Source organism: Cellulomonas sp. (genome assembly GCF_965229465.1).
GTDB lineage: Bacteria > Actinomycetota > Actinomycetes > Actinomycetales > Cellulomonadaceae > Cellulomonas.
This window is the reverse complement of sequence record NZ_OZ245882.1, coordinates 262,236-277,492: the sequence shown is the minus strand read 5'-3', so window position 1 is coordinate 277,492 and position 15,257 is coordinate 262,236. Positions and strand designations below refer to the sequence as shown.

Genomic DNA, 15,257 nt, shown 5'->3' with positions numbered 1-15,257 from the left:
GGTGGGGAGCAGCCCTCTCGTGCGCGTGAGCGGGGCCTGGCGGCTGCTCCGGGCGCGGTCGCGTCGGCGCCTGCGCGCGTGGTCGCGCGTGTGGCGGTCGTCCCTGCAGGTCCGGGTCATCACGTCGACGCTGGCCATCGGACTGGTGGCCCTCACCCTCGTCGGCGCGTACGTGAGCTCCCGGATGGCCGACGGCCTGTTCGAGGCGAGGCTCGAGCAGGTGCAGCAGGAGAGTGCGCGGTCCGCGCAGCAGGCGCAGGCCACGCTCGACTTCTCGACGGCCACGGCGCGCACGGACGTGCAGCGCCTGCTCCGGGACGTGTCCCAGGCCCAACGCACCGGCGGCTCGGACCGGCGCGAGGTGTTCCTGCTGCGCGCCCCCGGCCAGGAGGGCGGCAGCCTGGACATCACGGGCGCGACGACGAACCAGCAGCTGGTCCCGCTCGTCAGCCCCGAGCTGCGGGTGGCCACCGCGGGCGGCGGTCAGCAGTGGCAGTCCGTCGCGATCCCGCGCGAGAACGGGGGCGTGTCGCCCGGGGTGATCGTCGGGCAGGACGTGAACGTGCCGGTGGTCGGCACCTACCAGCTCTTCTTCCTCTACAGCTTCCAGTCGGAGCAGGACAGCCTCGACTTCCTCCTGCGCACGCTGGCGCTCGCCGCGGCCGCCCTCGTCGTCCTGCTGGGCAGCATGACCTGGCTGGTCACCCGGCAGACGGTCCAGCCCGTGCGCCGGGCGGCCCAGGTCGCGGAGCGGCTGGCGGACGGGCACCTGTCCGAGCGGATGCCGGAGAAGGGGGAGGACGAGATGGCCACGCTCGCCCGCTCCTTCAACGAGATGGCGGACAGCCTCCAGGATCAGATCCACCGCATGGAGGAGCTGTCGACGCTCCAGCGCCGGTTCGTCTCGGACGTCTCGCACGAGCTGCGCACCCCGCTGACGACCATCCGGATGGCCGGCGAGGTCATCCACGCGTCGCGCGAGGACTTCGACCCCGCCTCGAAGCGCTCGGCCGAGCTCCTGCAGACCCAGCTCGACCGGTTCGAGGACCTGCTGGCGGACCTGCTGGAGATCAGCCGGTTCGACGCCGGTGCGGCGGTGCTCGACGCCGAGGGCCGTGACGTGCGGGACGTCGTCATCACGGCCGTCGACCACGCGGCACCGCTCGCCGACCGACGGGGCGCGTGGCTGCACGTCGTCGTCCCCGAGGAGCGCTGCGTCGCCGACATCGACCCGCGTCGCGTCGAGCGCATCCTGCGCAACCTGCTGGTCAACGCCGTGGAGCACGCGGAGGGCAGCGCGGTCGAGGTGACCGTCGGCGCCGACGCGCACGCCGTCGCGGTCACCGTGCGCGACCGCGGGGTGGGGATGACGCCCGACGAGGCTGCGCACGTGTTCGACCGGTTCTGGCGGGCCGACCCCGCGCGCGCCCGGACGACGGGTGGCACCGGCCTGGGACTGGCGATCTCGCTGGAGGACGCGCACCTGCACGGTGGCTGGCTCGAGGCGTGGGGCCGGCCCGGCCGGGGCGCGAGCTTCCGGCTCACGCTGCCGCGCCGCGCGGGCATCCGGCTCACGGGATCGCCCCTGCCGCTCGCTCCGGACGAGTCGCCGATCACGGGGGCGCTGCGGATCCCCGTCGTGCGTCCGAACACCGATCCCGCCGCGCTCCCGGACATGGGCTCCGACGACGTCGACCCGCCGAGATACCTGGACGACGCCGACCGGCAGGAGGTCCGATGACCGCGCGCCCGTTCCACCGCGCCGCCCTGGGCGTCGTGACCGTCGTCGTCCTGGCGGCGTGCTCCGCGATCCCGACCTCCGGGCCCGTGAGCAAGGGGGACGCCGAGGTCACGGAGCCGTCCGAGATCGCCGTGCTGGCCGAGGGGCCGCAGCCGGGGGACACCCCGACCGAGATCGTCGACGGTTTCCTGGCGGCGGGCGCCGCCGGGTTCACGGACGACTTCAGGACGGCCCGGGAGTATCTGGCGGGGGAGGCGAAGGCCACCTGGAAGCCGTCGGCCGGGGTCGTCGTGTCGGGACCGGTCGAGCCCGCGCCGACCACGACCGAGACCGAGGTGACGATCGACGTCCCCGTCCTCGCCCGCGTCGACGAGGACGGTGTCTACGTCGAGGCGCCGCCGGAGGCGCGCGAGTCGGTGACGTTCGGGATGGTGCAGGACGACGCCGACCAGTGGCGGATCGCGGCGACGCCTCCCGGCCTGATCCTGCAGCAGGAGGACTTCAGCCGGAGCTATCGGCCGGCCTCCTTGTATTTCCTCTCCCCGGACGAGAAGTTCCTCGTCCCGGAGTCGCGCTGGTTCCCGGAGAAGAGTCTGGGCACGTCGATCGTCAGCGGGCTGCTGGCCGGTCCGTCGCCCTGGCTGCAGGACGCGGTCGTCACGGCGGTGCCGGACGGGGTCGAGCTCAACCCCGAGTCCGTGCCGGTGGACGACGAGGGCGTCGCCCAGGTCACGCTGGCACCCGCGCTCGCCGTGACCCGCGCCGACCGTGACCTTCTGCTGGCCCAGATCGACGCGAGCCTGCGGCCCGTGCCCGGTATCGGCTCGGTCCAGGTGTTCGCGGGCGACGTGCCGCTGGAGGGTGCTGCGACGTTGCAGCGCGGATCCGGCAAGCCGAGCAACGTCGAGTTCCTCCAGGACGACCACATCGTGGCGCTCGTGGACGGCGAGCCGGAGCCGGTGCCTGGCCTCGGTGCCCTCGACTCGCTCGATCCGCGGAGCCCGGCCAGCAACGAGGACGGGTCGGTGCGTGTGATGCTCTCCGGGCCGAGCACCCTGACCACGGTGCCGACCGCCGACAACGCGGTCCAGGACCTGGTGACCGGCGTCGGACTCGTGGCGCCTTCCGTCGACCGGTTCGGGTGGGCCTGGACGGCCCAGCCGTCGAGCGGCCTGGTCGCTGCCCACGCGGACGCCGCTCCGGTACAGGTGAGCGCGGACTGGCTGGAGGGTCGCGCGATCCGTGCGGTCCGCGTGGCGCGCGACGGGGTCCGGGTGGCGGTCGTCTCCGCGGGAGCGGACGGCGTCCAGCTCGACGTCGCCGCGATCACCCGCGACGAGTCGGGCGGGCCGCAGCAGCTGGGGGCCCCGATCCGAGCGGGTGCCTCGCTCGTCGACGCGTCCTCGGTGGTCTGGGCCGAGGAGTCGACGCTCGCGGTCATCGGACGCTCGACGGGGAATCCTGCCGTGCACCTGGTTCCCGTCTCCGGCCCGACCAGGCCCCTGCCCGAGGTGGCCGAGCTCGCCGGCCTGGCGGGGAGCTCGTCGGTCATCTACGTGACCACGACCGACGGCGAGCTGCGTCGGTTCGTCGGCTCCACCTGGGCACAGGTGGTGGGCGTGTCCGGCGCCGCCTACCCGTCGTTCCCCGGCTGACGGGACGCCCACAGCCCACCGCCGTCCACGGGCGGCCGGCCGCCTGCGGGCGTCGGCGGGCAGTCTGCGCGGATGAGGCTTGCCCGTGAGCTGCTCGGCCTCCTGCTGCCCGTCGAGTGCGCGGGCTGCGGGGCCGACGACGTCGCCTGGTGCCCGGGGTGCGCACGGCGCCTCGGGGGTGGTCCGTGGCGCTGCGAGGACCGAGCCCCACGCCTGGACCGGATGGACGGGCACGGCCCCCTCCCGGTGTGGACGCTCGCCGACTGCACGGGCGACGTCCGCCGCGCGATCATCGCGTGGAAGGACCGTGGCCGGCTCGATCTGACGCCTCCGTTCGCGTTCGCGCTCGCGCGGGCGGCGGAGCTGCTCGCGCCCGATCTCGGTATCGAGCCGCTCCTGGTGGTCCCGTCACCGTCCACGGCAGCGGCCCGACGCCGACGGGGTGGCAACCTCGTCGACTCGCTTGCTCACGCGGTGGTCGACGGCCTCGTCCGGGCCGGGCGTCCCGCTGCGGCGGCGCCGGTCCTGGTCCGGTCCCGGGGCCGCGACCAGGTCGGCCTGGGCGCGCGTGCACGGTCCCGCAACCTCGCGGGTCACCTACGGGTGCCGGACCGGCACACGGACCGCGTCGCGGGCAGGCTCGCGCTGGTGGTGGACGACGTGCTCACCACCGGCGCCACGGTCGCGGCGTGCCGGTCCGCGCTCGAGCGCGCCGGGGCGCGGGTGGTGGGAGCGGTGACTCTCGCGTCCACCCCCGGTCCTGCGCCGGCGCCGCGGCTCCCACCGGGCCGGATCGTGTCCACAGGGTGAACCCGTGGCGGGGCGAGTGGGTCCGAGGGCAGGTCCGGGGTTAGCGTGGGGGCCTGAGCCGTTGGCACCGCTCGGATCGACCCTCGCCGGGCGTCCGGGCACGCCGCGGGAGGAGGTGACGCCGCCCGACTGCCCCTGGGGCAGCCCATTGCACTGTCACCCTCGGGCGGGCCCGACCCGCCCCCGACCCTCTCAGGAGGCTCACATGGAGATCGTGGTTGCCGGCCGGCATACCGAGGTGCTGCCGAAGTATCGGGCGCACGTCGAGCAGAAGCTCGCGAAAGTCGAGCAGCTGGCCCCCCGCGCTCAGCGCATCGACGTCGTCGTGTCGCACGAGACCAACCCTCGCCAGGCGGGAAGCAGTGAGCGCGTCGAGCTCACCGTGGTCGACCGAGGGCCTGTGATCCGTGCCGAGGCGTGCGCCGACGACAGGTACGCGGCTCTCGACCTCGCCCTCGGGAAGCTCCTCGAGAGGCTGCGGCGGACCCGCGACCGGCGCAAGGACCACCGCAACCACACTCCGATCGCCCCCGTCGACGTCCGCCCGCCCGAGCCCGAGCCCGAGGCCTCCGCGCCCGTCGATCCCGCGGCGGCCGTCGAGACGACCCTCGGTGACTCTCCCGTGATCATCCGCGAGAAGGTCCACCAGGCTCAGCCGATGACGGTCGACGACGCGCTCTACGAGATGGAGCTCGTCGGGCACGACTTCTTCCTCTTCATCGACGCCGAGACGGCCCAGCCGTCGGTCGCCTACCGCAGGCGCGGGTGGAGCTACGGCGTCATCAAGCTGGACGCCGCCGTGGTCGGCACCCCGTTGGCCGGGGTCCCGGTCTGACAGGCCCCAGCGAACCCCGCTGATACCGCTGACGCCCGGCCGGTCTGAGTGACCCGCCGGGCGTCGGCGTGTGGGTGCGCCACGGCAGGATGTCCACGTGACCTCTCCGGGAGCGCCCGAGCGCCTCACCCTGTCGCAGGCCCGTCGCATCACCCTGCGCGCCCAGGGGCTCGATCGGCCGCGGCCGGAGCGGGACGCCGCACCGACGATGCGTCAGTTCCAGCAGGTCGTCGACCGGGTCGGCCTCCTGCAGATCGACTCGGTGAACGTGCTGGCCCGGGCACATCTCATGCCCGCCTTCTCCCGGATCGGCGCGTACGACCCGGCGTTGCTCGACCGCGCGGCGGGGCAGTCGCCGCGGCGGCTGGTCGAGACGTGGGCGCACGAGGCGTCGTTCGTCCCACCCGAGACGTACCGCCTGCTCGGGTGGCGCCAGCGCGACTACCAGCGCCAGGCGTGGGGCGCGATCTCCGAGGTCCCGCTCAAGCACTCGCCGCTGGTCGAGGACATCCGCGCGATCATCGCCGACCGAGGCCCCGTCACGGCGCGACAGGTGCAGGAGGACTTCGAGGCCGAGCACCCCACCACCCGGGGGGAGTGGGGGTGGAACTGGACCGTCGCCAAGCGGGTTCTCGAGTTCCTCTTCTTCACCGGCGAGGTCACGTCCGCAGGCCGCAACGGTGCGTTCGAGCGCCGGTACGACCTCACGTCCCGGGTCCTTCCTCCGCACGTCCTGGCCGCTCCGGAGCCGTCGCGCGAGGACGCGATCCGGGCCCTGACCGAGGTCTCGGCGCGGGCGCACGGCATCGGCACGCTGCGCAGCATCGCGGACTACTTCCGGATCAAGCTGGACCAGGTCGCACCGGCTGTCGAGGACCTGGTCGAAGAGGGTGTGCTGCGCGAGGTGACGGTCGACGGCTGGAACCAGGGCACGGTGTGGCGGCACCGCGACGCCGACCTGCCGCGGCGGGCGTCGGGACGGGCGCTGCTCAGCCCGTTCGACCCGCTGGTGTTCGAGCGCCGCCGCGTCGAGGCCCTGTTCGGCCTCCGGTACCGCATCGAGATCTATGTGCCCGAGGCGCAGCGGGTCTGGGGCTACTACGTCCTGCCCTTCCTGCTCGGAGAGTCGCTCGCCGCGCTCGTGGACCTCAAGGCCGACCGCAAGGCGGGCGTGCTCCGGGTCCACGCCGCCCACCGCAGCCCCGGACCGGACACGCCGGTGGCGTCCCGGACCGCGGAGCTCGTGGAGCCGCTCGCCGCGGAGCTCCACGAGCTCGCCGGGTGGCTCGGCCTGGCGGGGATCGTGGTCGGAGACCGTACCGGGCTGCTGCGTGGTGACCTGGCGGTCGACCTGACGCACGCCGTCAAGGCCGCATGACGCACGAGACGCGACCGCGCGACTTCGCCCTCGTCGCCTTCGGCGGGGTGCTCTGGGGGACCGGGGGACTCGCCGGTGCCGCCCTCGCGGACACCGCGGGTCTGCCCTCGCTCACCGTCGCGGCCTACCGGCTGCTCGGCGGCGGGGGAGTGCTCCTGCTCGCGCTCGCGGCCACGGGTGCGCTGCGCGGGCTGGCACGGACGCGGCCGGCCGTCGTCCGCATCGTCGAGACCGCCCTGCTCGCCGCGGTCTACCAGGCCGCCTACTTCGCGGCCGTCCAGCGGGCCGGTGTCGCCGTCGCCACCCTGGTCGCCCTCGGGGCGGCGCCGCTCCTGGTCGCCGTGGGCACGGCCGTGTCGGCCCGCAGGCTGCCGTCCGCGCGCACGCTCGTCGCGCTGGCCCTCGCCCTCGGCGGTCTGGTCCTGCTCGTCGGGCCGTCGGATGCCGCCGGCCCGGGCACCGCAGCCGGCGCGCTCCTCGCCCTGGTGGCCGCAGCGGCGTTCGCGACCATGACCGGGCTGAACCGCCGGAGCGTGCCGGGACTCGGCCCGCTGCCCCTGACGGCGACCTCGTTCACGCTCGGCGGAATCGTGCTCCTGCCGTTCGCGGCGGTGGCCGGTTCCGGCCTCTCCACCCCGTCGGACGCGCAGGGCTGGGCGCTGCTCGCCTACCTGGCCGTGGTGCCCACCGCAGCGGCCTACAGCGCGTATTTCACGGGGCTCCGGCACGTCCCGGCGACGACGGCGGCGCTCCTGGCCCTGCTCGAGCCGCTCACCGCCACCATCGGTGCGGTCGTCCTGCGTGACGAGCGGCTCGGGGTCGCCGGCGTGGTGGGTGCTGTGCTGCTCGCGGCTGCGGTGGTCGTTCTTCGCCCGCGCCGTGCAGGCTCGCCTACGATGGACGCGCCCGGCCGTGCGGCCGGTCACCTCAGCCGCTCCGACGCCGCGCGCGCCCGGAGCGCGAACACGTCGGGAGTAGTGCGTGCCAGCGATCCTCGAGAAGGTCCTGCGCCTCGGTGAAGGCCGGATCGTCAAGAAGCTGTCGGGCATCGCCCAGCAGGTCAACGCCCTGGAAGACAGCTTCGTCGCGCTGTCCGACGCCGAGCTGCGCGAGGAGACGGACCGATTCCGGGCCCGCCTCGCGGAGGGCGAGTCCCTCGACGACCTGCTCGCCGAGGCGTTCGCCACGGTCCGCGAGGCCGCCCGCCGCACGCTGGGCCAGCGCCACTTCGACGTCCAGCTCATGGGCGGTGCCGCACTGCACCTGGGCAACATCGCCGAGATGAAGACCGGCGAGGGCAAGACCCTCGTCGCCACCGCACCCGCGTACCTGAACGCGCTGGCCGGCAAGGGCGTCCACGTCGTCACCGTCAACGACTACCTGGCCAGCTACCAGTCCGAGCTCATGGGACGCGTCTACCGGTTCCTCGGACTGACCAGCGGCGTCATCCTGTCCAGCCAGAACCCGGCCGACCGGCGCAAGCAGTACGCGTGCGACATCACCTACGGCACCAACAACGAGTTCGGCTTCGACTACCTGCGCGACAACATGGCGTGGAGCACGGACGAGCTGGTCCAGCGCGGCCACAACTTCGCGATCGTCGACGAGGTCGACTCGATCCTCATCGACGAGGCGCGCACCCCGCTGATCATCTCCGGCCCCGCGTCCGGGGACGCCAACCGCTGGTACGCCGAGTTCGCCAAGGTGGTCCGCCGCCTCCAGGCCGAGCGCGACTACGAGGTCGACGAGAAGAAGCGCACGGTCGGTGTGCTGGAGCCGGGCATCGAGCGCGTCGAGGACTACCTCGGCATCGAGAACCTGTACGAGTCCCTGAACACCCCGCTGATCGGCTTCCTCAACAACGCCATCAAGGCGCAGGAGCTGTTCAAGCGCGACAAGGACTACATCGTGACGAACGGCGAGGTGCTCATCGTCGACGAGCACACCGGCCGCGTCCTGCCGGGCCGCCGCTACAACGAGGGCATGCACCAGGCGATCGAGGCGAAGGAGGGGGTAGCCATCAAGGCCGAGAACCAGACCCTCGCCACGATCACGCTCCAGAACTACTTCCGCCTGTACAGCAAGCTCGCGGGGATGACCGGTACGGCCGAGACCGAGGCCGCGGAGTTCCAGGGCACGTACAAGCTCGGGGTGGTGCCGATCCCGACGAACCGCGACATGCAGCGCCTCGACCAGCGCGACTACGTCTACAAGAGCGAGGACGGCAAGTACGACGCCGTGGTCGCGGACATCGTCGAGCGGCACGCGCAGGGCCAGCCGGTGCTCGTGGGCACCACCAGCGTGGAGAAGAGCGAGCTGCTCTCCGCCAAGCTGAAGAAGCAGGGCGTCCCGCACGAGGTGCTCAACGCGAAGCAGCACGCACGCGAGGCCTCGATCGTCGCGCAGGCCGGCCGCAAGGGCGCCGTCACGGTCGCCACCAACATGGCCGGCCGCGGCACCGACATCATGCTGGGCGGCAACGCCGAGTTCATGGCCGTCGAGGACCTGGCCGCCCGCGGCCTCGACCCCGCGGAGAACGCCGAGGAGTACGAGGCCGCCTGGCCGCTGGCGCTGGAGAAGGCCAAGGAGTCCGTGGCCGCGGAGCACGACGAGGTGGTCGAGCTGGGCGGGCTGTACGTGCTCGGCACGGAGCGCCACGAGTCGCGACGCATCGACAACCAGCTGCGCGGTCGTTCCGGCCGGCAGGGCGACCCGGGTGAGTCCCGGTTCTACCTGTCCATGCAGGACGACCTCATGCGCCTGTTCAACTCGAGCCTCGCCGAGTCGATGATGACGCGCGCGGGGTTCCCGGAGGACATGCCGCTCGAGTCGAAGATCGTCACGCGCGGCATCCAGTCGGCACAGTCGCAGGTCGAGGCGCGCAACTTCGAGATCCGCAAGAACGTGCTCAAGTACGACGACGTGATGTCCCGCCAGCGCGAGGTCATCTACGAGCAGCGCCGCCGGGTGCTGGAGGGCGAGGACCTGCACGAGCAGGTGCGGCACTTCCGCTCCGACGTGCTCACCGCGTACATCACCGGCGCCACGACGGAGGGCCGTCCGGAGGCGTGGGACCTCGACGCGCTGTGGACGGCGCTCAAGGCCGTCTACCCCGTCTCGATCCTGCCGGACGAGGTCGTCGACGAGGCGGGCGGGCCCACGCGGCTGTCCGCCGAGCTGATCGAGCGCGAGATCCTCTCGGACGCCGAGCACGCGTACGCCGAGCGCGAGGAGCAGATCGGCTCCGAGAACATGCGGCAGCTGGAGCGGCGGGTCACCCTCTCGGTCCTCGACCGCAAGTGGCGCGAGCACCTCTACGAGATGGACTACCTCAAGGAGGGCATCGGCCTGCGGGCCATGGCCCAGCGCGACCCGCTCGTCGAGTACCAGCGCGAGGGGTTCCAGCTGTTCAACGCCATGACCGACGCCATCAAGGAGGAGACGGTCGCGTACCTGTACAACCTGGAGGTCCAGGTGGCGGAGCCCGACGCTCCTGCGGTCACCGCCGACTCGGCGGTCGCGGCTGCCGCCAGCGCGGGTGCCCAGGCGGCAGCGGCACGCTCGGTGTCCGACGGTCCGACGCCGGGCAAGCTGGTGGCCAAGGGCATCGACGGACCGGAGCAGCGGACCCCGTTGCAGTACACCGCTCCGTCGATCGACGGTGACGGGGGCGTGATCACCCGCGCGGACGCAGGCGGCAAGAAGGCCGGGACCCGTCCCGCGGCCCCGACGGCCGAGGACGGTGCCGCGAACCGCGAGGCGCGCCGCAAGGCCGCGAAGCAGCAGCGCAAGCGCTGAGACCACGGAAGCCCGCCCCGGGACCGGGGCGGGCTTCCGCATGTCCGGGGTCACCCGATCTCGAGCGCGGTCACCCGCCACGTTCCTCGATGTCCCTCGAGCCGGAGCGCGACGGCCCGGACGCGTGAGCCGTGGTCGGCAACCACGGTGGCCTCCAGCGCGTGGGTCCCGACCCGGCAGGATCGGGCCCGGCGGATCATCGGCGGACGGACCACGGCGTCGGTGCCCAGCACCCGCTGGGTGAGGCCCGCACGCACCTGGAGCGACTCGTACACGCCGGGCGTGAGCCAGCGCGCGAGCTGCGCGACGGAGCGTCGGCCGGTCAGCACCTCGAGCGCGGCCAGGGCGATCGCGCGGGCGACCACCGTCGGGTCGCCCTCGGGAGGTGGGCCGGGCTCGTCGTCGGCCTCCGCCACCAGCGAGCGGTCGCTCGCCCGCAGGACAGCGATGCGCGCGGTCGCGGTCAGGGGCACGCCGTGTGCCGGCCCCGGGGCGTCCTCGAGGTGCGGAGCGGCGGGGGCGGGGACCAGCCGCGCCCGGGGGTGCCACGTGCGCGCGTCGACGGGTCGAGGTTCCGGGGCGGTGTCGCGCGCGCGGGCGAACGCGTCCTCCGCCGCGGTGGCGTCGCGGGTCAGCACGAGCGCGCTCATCGGGCCACCTCGCCGGCAACCACGGGCACGGTGAGCACCTGGCCCTGCTGGATCAGGTCGGGATCGGCACCGATCACCGCCGCGTTGGCCTGGTACCACGCCGGCCACGCCGCAGCGATCTGTGCGTCGGTGGCGCCCGGTGGCAGGTGCCGTGCGGCGATCGCCCACAGGCTGTCCCCGGCGTCGACCACGACCGCCTCCGGTGCCGGTGCATGCTCCGCGGCGGGCGTCCCGACCGCCGCGCCCGAGCTCGCCACCGCCACGGACGACACGTCGACCTCCGTCGCGTCGGGTGTCTCGGCCACCGGAGCGGCCACCGGAGCGGGCGCCGGAGCGGGCGCCGGAGCGGGCGCCGGAACGGGCTCGACCCGCTCCGGCGACGGGGTGGTCACCACCCACCCGAGGTCGTCGGGCGCCGTGACCTCCGCCGGGACCTCCGCCGTGACAGAGCTTGTCGGCACGGGCTCCGGCGCCGCAGCGGTGGCTCCCGACGCCATCCCGAGCCCGATGCCCGCACCGACGGCCAGCACCAGAGCCTTGCGGACGACCTGCGGTGCGTACCGGTGCACGAGCCGCTCACCCGTCCGCCAGGTCGTCCCGGCGACCCGGACCAGCAGGCACGTCGCCGCCACGAGGGCGGAGCACGCGAGCCAGGCGGCGACGAGCAACCCGATGGAGGTCACCCCGACCTCGACGGCCGCGTCCACCCGCCACGGACCCGTGCGGCCTGCGAGCAGCGACCGGATCCGGAGGGCGAGCGGCAGGCAGAGAGAGCCTGCTGCCACCGCACCCACGAGCAGGGATCCGATGGCCGTGGCGGCCCGACCGCGTGCTGCCCGGCCGGCGTCGTGCGGTGTGACGTCGGATGCCATGGTCGCCCCTGATCTAGTCGTTTGATGCAGTTTGATGTTGCTTGAGTGCCATAGATGTACCTGAATGTCCGATGTTCTGTCCAGCCGGGTCCCGCGATGCGGGATCGGACTCGCTCGCGACCGGGCCTGGACGGAGACCCCCTACGGTGCTCACATGCGGTGGGAGGCGCTCTTCGCGGACATGGAGGCCCAGCTGGCGGCCGGCCGGCTGGCGGACGTGCGCGCGGATGTCGCAGAGCTGGCGCGGGCCGAGCGTGCTTCGGTCCCGATCGCGGCTCGGGTGCGCGCATCGGTCGGCTGCCAGGTGCGGGTGCTCGTCGCCGGCGGCGACACGGTGACCGGTGAGCTGGTCGACGCGGCGCCCGAGTGGCTGCTGCTGGGCACGCAGGCTGCCGGCCGCGCGCTGGTGCCGGCCGCGTCGGTCGCGGGCGTCGGCGGGCTCGTCGGGCACGCGGCCCCGGCGCCAGGCGCGGTCGAGTCACGGTTGGGGCTCGCGCACGCCCTGCGTGCCCTGGCGCGCGACCGCGCGGTGGTCCGGATCGACGTGGGCGGGACCGACCTCGTCGGCCGGGTCGATCGCGTCGGCGCCGACCACCTGGACCTCAGCGACGCCGGCGACGCGTCCGGTCGCGTGCAGTGGGCCGTGGCGTTCGCGGCGATGCGGGTGGTGCGGTCGGGCTGACGACCTCAGTCGGACGAGGGCGCGTCGATGGTGCTGCCGTCGCTCGAGATGCGGGCGCGGGTCTGCTCGTACATGCGCTGGATGTACTTCTCGAGCTCGGTGGACTCCACGCGCCACTGGAGCCGGCCACCGATCTGGATGGCGGGCAGCTCCCCGGAGCGGACGAGTGCGTAGGCCTGCGGCGCCGAGATGTTCAGCACCTCGGTGACGTCCGCGAGGGTCAGGAACCGCGAAGGCATGACCGCAGTGTGGCACGCGCTGGCGCTCGGACCGGTTTGTCCACAATGCTCCGTTCGCGACGTCCTGGACGCGGCAGGATGACCGTCCAGCCAGGCGCGACGAACCAGGAGATCCGATGGACACGAGCGTGCTCGACCTGCCCGCACCGGTGGCGGCCCGGCTGCGTCGGCCCGGCTGGCGCGACCCGCGGCTGCTCGCCGGCATCGCCATGGTGGCTGCGTCGGTGCTGCTGGGCTCCTGGGCGGTGCGCACGGCTCAGGCCACCGTGCCCGTGTACGTGACCCGGTCCGCCCTGGTGCCGGGGGACCGGGTGGCCGCGCAGGACCTCGCCGTGGTGGACGTGCGGCTGGGCACCGTCAACCTCGATCACTACCTGCGCGCGGACGAGGCGATCGCGCGCGACGTCGTGGCGGTCCGGGCGGTCGGCCGCGGCGAGCTCGTGCCCGCGTCGGCCGTCGGGTCGGCCGCGGACCTCGACCTGCGGCCGGTGTCGGTGACCCTCGAGCGCGCCCCGTCGCAGGACGTGGTCCCGGGTGCGCTGGTGGACCTGTGGTTCACGCCTCCGGCGCCGGACGACGACGCCGCGCCGGACGAGCCGTGGGAGCTGGCCGGCGGGCTCACGGTGGCCGAGGTCACGACGCCGACGGGGGCGTTCCGTGCCTCGGGAGGCAGTGCCGTCCAGGTGCTCGTGCCCAGCGCGCGGCTGCCGGAGGTGCTCACGGCGCTCGCCGCCGAGGGCACGGTCGACGTCGTCCCGGTCCTCGGGTCGGGGGGCTGACGTGGCCGTCGGCGTGCTGTGCGCCGTGCAGGGCGCGGCGGAGGCGATCATCGTCCAGGCGGTCGAGCAGACCGGAGGGCGCCTGAGCGTGACCCGGCGGTGCGCCGACCTGACCGAGCTTCTCGCGGCCGCGGAGGCCGGTCTCGGCCGGCTGGCCGTCGTGTCGGGCGACCTCGACCTGCTCGACCGGGAAGCGATCGAGCTGCTGCACCGGGCGGGCGTGCGCGTCATCGGCATCGGCGACGCCACCCGTCCGTGGCTCGGCGAGCGTCTCGCGGCACTGGGTGCGGATCTCGTGGCGGCCGCACCGCACGACGAGGCGTCGGCCAACGAGGTGGTCCGGGACGCCCTGGTGGTCCTCGGTACCGCGCCCGACGGCGACACCCACGACTCGTCGTGGCCCGACGAGCAGACCGTCCGCCGTCCGGCGCGCGGCCTCGTCGTCGCCGTCTGGGGCCCGACCGGTGCGCCGGGTCGGACGACGGTCGCGGTGAACGTCGCCGCGGAGCTGGCTGCGGCGGGCCGCCGGACGCTGCTGGTGGACGGTGACACGTACGGCGGGTGCGTGGCGCAGGTGGTGGGCATGCTCGACGAGGCGCCGGGCCTCGCGGCGGCGGCGCGTGCCGCGGGGCAGGGGACCCTCGACCTGACGACCCTGGCCAGGATCACCCCGACGATCGCCCCGGACCTGCGCGTGCTGTCGGGGATCTCCCGGGCGGACCGGTGGCCGGAGCTGCCGTCGTCGTCGCTGGACGCCGTCTGGACGGTCGCGCGTGGGCTCGCGGAGTGGACGGTGATCGACTGTGGGTTCTGCCTGGAGCAGGACGAGGCACTCAGCTACGACACGCGTGCGCCGCGCCGCAACGCCGCCACGCTCAGCGCCCTCGAGGCGGCGGACGTGGTGCTGGCGGTCGGCGCGGGGGACCCGGTGGGCATCCAGCGCCTGGTCCGGGGCCTGGGCGAGCTCACGGACCTGGGTCTGGGCAGCACGCGGATGGTGCTGGTCAACCGCGTGCGGGCGTCCGTGGCGGGCCCGCAGCCCGGGGAGGCGGTGGCGCAGGCGCTGGCGCGGTACGCGGGGGTCCCCGACGCGCACCTGGTGCCCGACGACGGCCCTGCGCTCGACACCGCGCTGCTCGAGGCGCGCACCCTGCGCGAGGCGGCACCTGGCTCTCCTGCGCGACGTGCGATCGCCGGGGTCGCGGTCCGGCTGGACGCCCTGCTGGTCGGTGCGCCGTCGGTGGAGCCCGTGGTCGCCGTGCGCGCCTGATCGTCGCGCCGGGCGTGGGCGCGGCACACTGGCCCGGTGCGCATCTACCTCCCCGCCTCCCTCGACCAGCTCGATCCCGCGGCCGGCCCGCTCGCGGCCCGGCGCGCCCACGCGGTGACGCCGGCGCTGCGGGCGATGTTCCCCGACGAGGACGACGAGGGGCTCGAGTTCGCGGCGCAGCTGGCGGCCGCGGACGACTCGCTCGAGCTCCTGGGCGGGCAGCCGGACGCTCCGCAGCTGCGGCTCGTCGTCTCGGTGGACGTCCCCGACAGCGAGGTCGTGCCCGTGGCTGACGGCGACGACGTCCCCAGCGCCGTCGACCTCACCAGCGCGGTGCCGCAGGACGACGTGATCTGCGTGCACGTCGACGAGCCGGGTGCCGCGGCCGACGTGGTGCTGGCCGCAGCCGGCGACGAGGCCGCCGTCGACCGCCTCGACGAGCGCGACCTGCTCTGGTACGACGCGTCGGAGCTGGCGTCGATCCCGCGCTGAGGTCGACACCTGAGGTCGGGCCGGTGGGCTTCGTCACGTCGGGGTGCGCCAGTTGG

General features: G+C 74.0%; 14 protein-coding genes. 11 read left to right on the top strand and 3 right to left on the bottom strand.

What is annotated here, in order from left to right; translation table 11 throughout:
* Position 1: 1 nt before the first annotated feature.
* The 7 genes from mtrB (at position 2) to secA (ending at position 10,217) form a co-directional block, all read left to right on the top strand.
* Positions 2 to 1,741 (top strand): MtrAB system histidine kinase MtrB, encoded by a 1,740-nt coding sequence (gene mtrB / locus ACO06A_RS01270; RefSeq protein ID WP_421734356.1) that lies wholly within the window; start codon positions 2 to 4, stop codon positions 1,739 to 1,741.
* Positions 1,738 to 3,396 carry an LpqB family beta-propeller domain-containing protein gene (locus tag ACO06A_RS01265; RefSeq protein WP_421734355.1) on the top strand — a complete coding sequence of 553 codons (1,659 nt, stop codon included), beginning with the start codon at positions 1,738 to 1,740 and terminating at the stop codon, positions 3,394 to 3,396. The genes mtrB and ACO06A_RS01265 overlap by 4 nt, the downstream gene beginning before the upstream one ends.
* A 72-nt stretch (positions 3,397 to 3,468) precedes the next feature.
* A complete protein-coding gene (locus ACO06A_RS01260; RefSeq protein WP_421734354.1) occupies positions 3,469 to 4,206 on the top strand; it encodes a ComF family protein in 738 nt (245 codons plus the stop codon).
* A 205-nt stretch (positions 4,207 to 4,411) separates the two neighbouring features.
* The gene (hpf, locus tag ACO06A_RS01255) at positions 4,412 to 5,041 is read left to right on the top strand and encodes a ribosome hibernation-promoting factor, HPF/YfiA family (protein WP_421734353.1); all 630 of its coding nucleotides are present in this window, start codon (positions 4,412 to 4,414) and stop codon (positions 5,039 to 5,041) included.
* Between the two features lie 97 nt (positions 5,042 to 5,138).
* On the top strand, positions 5,139 to 6,419 hold the full coding sequence (locus ACO06A_RS01250; RefSeq protein ID WP_421734352.1) for a winged helix-turn-helix domain-containing protein: 1,281 nt from the start codon (positions 5,139 to 5,141) through the stop codon (positions 6,417 to 6,419).
* The gene (locus ACO06A_RS01245) at positions 6,416 to 7,438 is read left to right on the top strand and encodes a DMT family transporter (protein ID WP_421734351.1); all 1,023 of its coding nucleotides are present in this window, start codon (positions 6,416 to 6,418) and stop codon (positions 7,436 to 7,438) included. The genes ACO06A_RS01250 and ACO06A_RS01245 overlap by 4 nt, the downstream gene beginning before the upstream one ends.
* Positions 7,401 to 10,217, top strand: coding sequence for a preprotein translocase subunit SecA (gene secA, locus ACO06A_RS01240; protein ID WP_421734350.1), 2,817 nt, complete (start codon positions 7,401 to 7,403; stop codon positions 10,215 to 10,217). The genes ACO06A_RS01245 and secA overlap by 38 nt, the downstream gene beginning before the upstream one ends.
* 50 nt (positions 10,218 to 10,267) lie before the next feature.
* On the opposite strand, the gene ACO06A_RS01235 is transcribed toward secA, so the two are convergent.
* Both ACO06A_RS01235 and ACO06A_RS01230 read right to left on the bottom strand, forming a co-directional pair.
* Positions 10,268 to 10,867, bottom strand: a complete 600-nt coding sequence (locus ACO06A_RS01235) for an Rv3235 family protein (protein WP_421734349.1) — start codon at positions 10,865 to 10,867, stop codon at positions 10,268 to 10,270.
* The gene (locus ACO06A_RS01230; RefSeq protein ID WP_421734348.1) at positions 10,864 to 11,739 is read right to left on the bottom strand and encodes a LysM peptidoglycan-binding domain-containing protein; all 876 of its coding nucleotides are present in this window, start codon (positions 11,737 to 11,739) and stop codon (positions 10,864 to 10,866) included. The genes ACO06A_RS01235 and ACO06A_RS01230 overlap by 4 nt, the downstream gene beginning before the upstream one ends.
* Before the next feature lie 154 nt (positions 11,740 to 11,893).
* Here ACO06A_RS01230 and ACO06A_RS01225 point away from each other — a divergent pair, with 154 nt between their 5' ends.
* Positions 11,894 to 12,421, top strand: coding sequence for a hypothetical protein (locus ACO06A_RS01225; RefSeq protein ID WP_421734347.1), 528 nt, complete (start codon positions 11,894 to 11,896; stop codon positions 12,419 to 12,421).
* Between the two features lie 5 nt (positions 12,422 to 12,426).
* Here ACO06A_RS01225 and ACO06A_RS01220 read toward each other — a convergent pair whose 3' ends face one another.
* Positions 12,427 to 12,660: a helix-turn-helix domain-containing protein gene (locus ACO06A_RS01220; RefSeq protein WP_421734346.1), complete on the bottom strand. Its 234-nt coding sequence runs from the start codon at positions 12,658 to 12,660 to the stop codon at positions 12,427 to 12,429.
* Between the two features lie 116 nt (positions 12,661 to 12,776).
* Here ACO06A_RS01220 and ACO06A_RS01215 point away from each other — a divergent pair, with 116 nt between their 5' ends.
* Genes ACO06A_RS01215 through ACO06A_RS01205 form a run of 3 tightly spaced genes read left to right on the top strand, consistent with a single transcriptional unit; the run spans position 12,777 to position 15,201 of the window.
* A complete protein-coding gene (locus ACO06A_RS01215; protein ID WP_421734345.1) occupies positions 12,777 to 13,439 on the top strand; it encodes a hypothetical protein in 663 nt (220 codons plus the stop codon).
* Position 13,440: 1 nt separating this feature from the next.
* Positions 13,441 to 14,709: an AAA family ATPase gene (locus tag ACO06A_RS01210; RefSeq protein WP_421734344.1), complete on the top strand. Its 1,269-nt coding sequence runs from the start codon at positions 13,441 to 13,443 to the stop codon at positions 14,707 to 14,709.
* Between the two features lie 36 nt (positions 14,710 to 14,745).
* The gene (locus ACO06A_RS01205) at positions 14,746 to 15,201 is read left to right on the top strand and encodes a DUF6912 family protein (protein WP_421734343.1); all 456 of its coding nucleotides are present in this window, start codon (positions 14,746 to 14,748) and stop codon (positions 15,199 to 15,201) included.
* Positions 15,202 to 15,257: the final 56 nt, after the last annotated feature.

Bases quoted from the DNA above. Each gene is read 5' to 3' on its own strand.
- ACO06A_RS01265 (WP_421734355.1), top strand. From the start codon at position 1,738: ATGACCGCGCGCCCGTTCCACCGCGCCGCCCTGGGCGTCGTGACCGTC.
- ACO06A_RS01215 (WP_421734345.1), top strand. From the start codon at position 12,777: ATGGACACGAGCGTGCTCGACCTGCCCGCACCGGTGGCGGCCCGGCTG.
- ACO06A_RS01220 (WP_421734346.1), bottom strand. From the start codon at position 12,660: ATGCCTTCGCGGTTCCTGACCCTCGCGGACGTCACCGAGGTGCTGAAC.
- hpf (WP_421734353.1), top strand. From the start codon at position 4,412: ATGGAGATCGTGGTTGCCGGCCGGCATACCGAGGTGCTGCCGAAGTAT.
- ACO06A_RS01235 (WP_421734349.1), bottom strand. From the start codon at position 10,867: ATGAGCGCGCTCGTGCTGACCCGCGACGCCACCGCGGCGGAGGACGCG.
- ACO06A_RS01225 (WP_421734347.1), top strand. From the start codon at position 11,894: ATGCGGTGGGAGGCGCTCTTCGCGGACATGGAGGCCCAGCTGGCGGCC.
- ACO06A_RS01230 (WP_421734348.1), bottom strand. From the start codon at position 11,739: ATGGCATCCGACGTCACACCGCACGACGCCGGCCGGGCAGCACGCGGT.
- ACO06A_RS01260 (WP_421734354.1), top strand. From the start codon at position 3,469: ATGAGGCTTGCCCGTGAGCTGCTCGGCCTCCTGCTGCCCGTCGAGTGC.
- ACO06A_RS01245 (WP_421734351.1), top strand. From the start codon at position 6,416: ATGACGCACGAGACGCGACCGCGCGACTTCGCCCTCGTCGCCTTCGGC.